We start from the raw sequence: 4925 nt of genomic DNA, 5'->3' as shown, positions 1-4925 counted from the left end.
CAACTGCGTAACTTTTGCATTTCCGATTTACGCAGCGGTTATTTTACTCAATAAAAATTAAAGATTTTACGCCTTTTCCAAAATATGTGGCAACGGTTTGTATATGAAACGTAGCGTGTAAAATAACGCAAACGTTTCGGATAAATACAGAGCCGAATTTTTATGTTTTGTTTTTACTTTTTCTCTTTTAAAAGCCAAATTTAAAAATTTGGCGGCTTCGAAAATAAGCACAAACCTTTCGGTTTAGCACTTACTAGCTATGTTTTATATACGTTGTTGCCAGTAGTTATTTTCAGCGTGTTTTTCAATTCTGTAAATATCTCTTTATCAGCTAATGTAAATAAAAGCATTTCAAGTTCGTAAGGTTTCGCATTTTCCCCATAGGTTTCTATCGTTGCTTTTTTGATTAAATTGCAAAAATCAAAATATGCTTGCTGCTGTGAAATAAACAATTCCGACTTATCCATATATTCAGGCAAGTGAGAAACATTAATAATTGTATTCATATCAAAATCAGCAATTATTCTATTTCGTCCACTTGGCATTGGGTAATATTTTTCAATCAATCCATTTTGATTTTCGCAAGTCAATATCAGCCAATTTAAAGTGTAAATTACTCTTGAATCATAAATCACAAATTTTTCTGGATGTAAAAAAGATGAAACTTTAGAAAGAGAAGATATTGTGCTAAAACAATCTAATGATAATCTACCTTTTTCAATCTGCTTTTTAAATCTTGATATTTTGTCAATATTTTTTTCGTTTGGTTTAAATCCGCGAATTCCACCCCAAACATTGATTATCCAAAAATCTATAAAATTCTGTTCAGAATTCGATTGATATTTTTCGCTTAAAATCCATTTCAATTCAACGTTTTGGTCAAACGGATTGTTATGAGTTTTCAGTCTTTTATTTTCTGCTGAACTGAATATTTTATCAGAAACGTCAAAATTGAAATCAAACCTCTTTTTCAAGTCGATTTGAGTGCTAAATTCTTTAAGTTTTCTGATTACGTTCTGCATTTTTATAATTACTGGCAACGTCTCTGTATATGAGCAGTGCGGGCGAGAATAGCGAAGGCTATTCGGTTAAGCACGAGCTGATTTTTACAAATTTCGATTATTAGTTTTTTTAGCAATAAGTCGAATTTGTTAAAATTCGGCTGTCCCCCAAATATACCCGAACTTTTAATTAAGCACAAACTCCCGCATTGCTTATATGCGTTGTTCTACGCAGTTTTTATTCAAAGTTTAATTTATTCGTAAAATCAAAATCGGTTGTCTCACTATGTGATGAGTTAAATCCGCTTTTAAATTTCAGTCCGCTTACTTTTACTTTTTCCATTTGCTTAATTATTTCTTGATTAGGTTGATAACCTTGATTCAATGCAATTTTCAAAGCTGTGTATGAATAAATTCTACCAACTGGATTAACACCAAACAGTAGTTTTTCTAAAACGGCATATTTCTTTTGCTCTAAAAGAGGTTTGATAAAACCATTTGCCAAATGTGCATAATCGTCTGAAACTTGAAATGCGCCAAAATTGTCTTCAATTTGATTCATATTATAATATGCGTTGAGTTCATCGGGTTTATATTTCTCGATGTCAATCTCTAAAGTGAAATTCGGATATTTTTTTGTGTATTCAGCTAAATTTTTATCGTGAACTTTATAATATTCCATATTTGCTCCACTACAAGTTAATGGAATTGTTATTTCTTTTAAGTAGATATTCTCAAACACATCTTCTTCAACCTCAAACCACAATCTTGAATATAAAATTTTGTTTTCATAGGTCAGAATTGTTAAGTTGAAACTTGTATATCCACCATAAAAATCGTGAGATATTAACTTTAATTCATCTAATAATTCAATAGTATTACTTGATGTATTTCTAATCCTCTTTAATAATTCTGGATAGACTTCCAGATAATCAGAAACGGTCGGTTTTAAGTCAGAAATTGGATTAACCATTTCCTTGAATCGTGATAAGTCGTTTTGAACCCACTCAGGATTTGGATTTGGGTTTTTGTCTTTCGATTTACAAGTATGGCAATGTTCTAATTCCGCTTTATTTAGTTCATAAACACTTTGTCCGTTACAAGAACAAAGAAGTAAAAAAGTTAATATCGAAACTATGATTTTCATTGGTTTGGTTAAATTGCGTAGAACGGTCTCGTATAACCGTCAGTTACGGGTTAATATGCGTTAATTTTCGGTTTAGCACAGGCTTTAGCAATTCCGAGTGGATTCGGACGTAGTCGAATCCGCCGTAATTGCGGTTATACATTGTTGCCATTAGTACTTTATTCATTTTTTGGCCATATTTTTTCAAATTCCACAGCGACTATGAGCATTTCTTCAGTTGGTTTTTGTCCGCTTTCTTTTAAAAAATTCTCAAAAAACTCCCAATGGGCTTTTTTCCATTTTTCCAAAGGTTCAATATCCGTTCCCATATCCAATTCGGCGTATTCTTTGGAAATTTTGTTAAATGGGATTGTGTCGACACTCACATTTTCTATTATCGCTTTTGCATTTCCATTAAAGTCCGTTACGATTTGTTTTGTTCCGACGCTTGGTAAATCCGCATTGTATTGTTGGTACAAGCTATAAAGTCCAGATGAAGCTCTCTTTTTTCCAGTTAGAGTCAATTCCGCCAATCTATTTGCGTCTTTCTCATTATTGTGGAAAAAGTCCGATTCAGGTATTCCGTCATTTTTGAATTCAGGATTTGATTGGATAAAGTTGTTCCACATTTCAGAAACTGATTGGTCAATTTCGTTCTCGATTTCAGTCGTCATTTCAGACTGGTTTTCAGTTCCGATTTCACTTTTATTTTTGCTTTCGTCTTTACAACCAACTAAAATCAAAAACAGGAAGATTGAAATGTTTCTCATAGTTTGTTCAGTATTAATGGCAACGGCTCGTATATGAAAAGTAGCGCTGAAAGTAAGCGATAAATTTCGGATTACACATAAGCCGAATTTTTAAATTTTATTAATTATTTTGTTTTTGGAAATTTGTCAAATTTAAAAATTTGGCGACTTTCCAAAAATGCCCAAACCTTTGTGTTAGCAACGAATCGCGCTATTTTTTATATACGTTGTTGTGCGCAGGCTTTCCACGCTCTAATTCGTTTTCTACTTTTTTTTCGAGCTCTTTTTGTTTAAATTCAAACCAGTTTTGTCTAAAATCAGAATGGTCAACTTTATGCTTAAAATTCTGAAATGGCTTTTTATTTGCTAATACATTTTCCAATTCCGCTTTTAGATTTTGTTCAGACATCTGCTCAACAAAAAGTTCCATAATTTTGAACGACTCAAAACTTTCTAAAGCCTCAATTTTTATAAAATCCGTTTTATGCTTTTTCACTTTTTCTAAACTGTCACTAAAAGCCTCTTTAAAGTCTTCGTCATCGGTAAATTGCGAGAAGTTTGGAATTGCAACAATTTCATCAGTTTTGGAATTGTAATAGCAGTTAAATCCGCTATCCAATTCTTGCGCTATTTTCTTAATTATTGCTTTCTCCAATTCCGTTTTAATTTACTTGTTTTACTAAACTTTTGCTCTTATTCATTAAATATATTACTCTACCAAAATACATTAAAAATGGTATTCCAGAACCTAATGTAATAGCAAATAAGAATGTATCATAATCCCAAGCTCCATAAACAACTATTAAAAACGCAATTATCATCAATAATAATCCGATATAAATCCAGAGTTTTTTTTCCAATATTCTCTTTGAAAATAGGCAAACAATTAATATTATTTTGCCAATCAAAGAAACCAAAGCTGTTATTATCAAACTACTTTCAAAAGGATATTCTTTTTGGAAATCAATTCCATTTTTTAAAAGCGAAGGAATACTTATAAATTCGAACATTGCCATAATTCCGTATCCGTGTCCAGCTGGAACACCAATCAGAATTATTGAGTTCAAAATTAAGGTTATTATTATAGCTCTTTTTATCAATTCGAGTGAGTTTTTCAGCTTGCGCACAACGTTGTTGTATAAGATTAGTTGCGTGATTTAAGCACTAAAGTTAGCAAATAAATCACAGATAGAAAGTCCGCGAGGACTTTCGTAAATAGGCTTTTACTAGCAATTAATTTTATACGGTGTTGTGCATAGTTTTTTTATAATATTATAATTAAAATAATCAATAATGTAACAGTCAATACAAAATTCCAAGGATTTCCAAGATTTGCTTTTAGATATTTTTTATTCCACAAGTCTTTTAGTTTAATCCATTTATTAAATGAAATAATGGAAAGTAATGATAGAACCAATAATTTAATTATAGTTCCAACTGAAGTTAATATTAAATATGGAATTGAAAATATAATCATTTCTGAATTAGTAAATAATCCATCAATAAAGTCTAAAATTGGTGTTCCTTTTTTATTCATTTACAACTCCTATAAATTTCAAGTATTCAATTTCAGTTTCGTAAATTTCTATTAATTCAGTTTTTGTCAATTCAACTTTTTCCTTATTCAGAGCATATTCCACAAGTTCATTCACATCCAATTCAGTATTGGGTTCAGTTCCGTTTTCTGAATTCGGATTCTCGGAAATCAGTCCGATTTTAATCATATAGTTTTCTTCCGCAATTAGTGCATCACGAATCAAATTTAAGTCAGATGTTTTTTTGTTCAATTTCAATGCTATAAAACAAGAAGCCTCGTCTAAATCATAAATTTCTTTTCCAACATTATTTTCATTCAAAGAACAAAATGGGTCGTTTTTACAGGAACTTAAAATGAGAATTATTAATAAAATTCCGAATATTTTTTTCATTTCGTGAGTTTTCTCAAATTATGCACAACGGTCTTGTGTATGGTTAGTTGCGTGTTTAAGCAACTAATTTAGTAAACAAAAACGAACGCGAGAAAATTCCGAAGGAATTTTCCAAATAAGC

7 protein-coding genes are annotated in these 4925 nt (G+C 30.9%); all 7 read right to left on the bottom strand.

Going from position 1 to position 4925, the window contains the following annotated elements:
• Positions 1 to 257: 257 nt before the first annotated feature.
• Positions 258 to 1022 (bottom strand): hypothetical protein, encoded by a 765-nt coding sequence (locus K8Z87_RS13600; RefSeq protein ID WP_227478123.1) that lies wholly within the window; start codon positions 1020 to 1022, stop codon positions 258 to 260.
• Positions 1023 to 1239: 217 nt separating this feature from the next.
• Positions 1240 to 2148: a hypothetical protein gene (locus tag K8Z87_RS13595; RefSeq protein WP_227478122.1), complete on the bottom strand. Its 909-nt coding sequence runs from the start codon at positions 2146 to 2148 to the stop codon at positions 1240 to 1242.
• Positions 2149 to 2306: 158 nt separating this feature from the next.
• A complete protein-coding gene (locus tag K8Z87_RS13590) occupies positions 2307 to 2897 on the bottom strand; it encodes an ASCH domain-containing protein (RefSeq protein ID WP_227478121.1) in 591 nt (196 codons plus the stop codon).
• A 190-nt stretch (positions 2898 to 3087) separates the two neighbouring features.
• Positions 3088 to 3531: a UPF0158 family protein gene (locus tag K8Z87_RS13585; RefSeq protein WP_227478120.1), complete on the bottom strand. Its 444-nt coding sequence runs from the start codon at positions 3529 to 3531 to the stop codon at positions 3088 to 3090.
• 7 nt (positions 3532 to 3538) lie between these two features.
• Positions 3539 to 3976, bottom strand: coding sequence for a hypothetical protein (locus K8Z87_RS13580; protein WP_227478119.1), 438 nt, complete (start codon positions 3974 to 3976; stop codon positions 3539 to 3541).
• A 164-nt stretch (positions 3977 to 4140) separates the two neighbouring features.
• Positions 4141 to 4413, bottom strand: a complete 273-nt coding sequence (locus K8Z87_RS13575; protein WP_227478118.1) for a hypothetical protein — start codon at positions 4411 to 4413, stop codon at positions 4141 to 4143.
• Positions 4406 to 4804, bottom strand: a complete 399-nt coding sequence (locus K8Z87_RS13570; RefSeq protein WP_227478117.1) for a hypothetical protein — start codon at positions 4802 to 4804, stop codon at positions 4406 to 4408. The genes K8Z87_RS13575 and K8Z87_RS13570 overlap by 8 nt, the downstream gene beginning before the upstream one ends.
• Between the last annotated feature and the right edge of the window lie 121 nt (positions 4805 to 4925).

Source organism: Winogradskyella immobilis, assembly GCF_021887715.1.
Lineage (GTDB): Bacteria > Bacteroidota > Bacteroidia > Flavobacteriales > Flavobacteriaceae > Winogradskyella > Winogradskyella immobilis.
Note: the sequence above shows the minus strand (reverse complement) of the source record. Positions and strands in the feature narration are given on the sequence as shown.

What these genes read in the sequence shown, in the direction of transcription:
- K8Z87_RS13575 (WP_227478118.1), bottom strand. Translation starts at nt 4,413, where the DNA reads ATGAATAAAAAAGGAACACCAATTTTAGACTTTATTGATGGATTATTT.
- K8Z87_RS13590 (WP_227478121.1), bottom strand. Translation starts at nt 2,897, where the DNA reads ATGAGAAACATTTCAATCTTCCTGTTTTTGATTTTAGTTGGTTGTAAA.
- K8Z87_RS13595 (WP_227478122.1), bottom strand. Translation starts at nt 2,148, where the DNA reads ATGAAAATCATAGTTTCGATATTAACTTTTTTACTTCTTTGTTCTTGT.
- K8Z87_RS13570 (WP_227478117.1), bottom strand. Translation starts at nt 4,804, where the DNA reads ATGAAAAAAATATTCGGAATTTTATTAATAATTCTCATTTTAAGTTCC.
- K8Z87_RS13600 (WP_227478123.1), bottom strand. Translation starts at nt 1,022, where the DNA reads ATGCAGAACGTAATCAGAAAACTTAAAGAATTTAGCACTCAAATCGAC.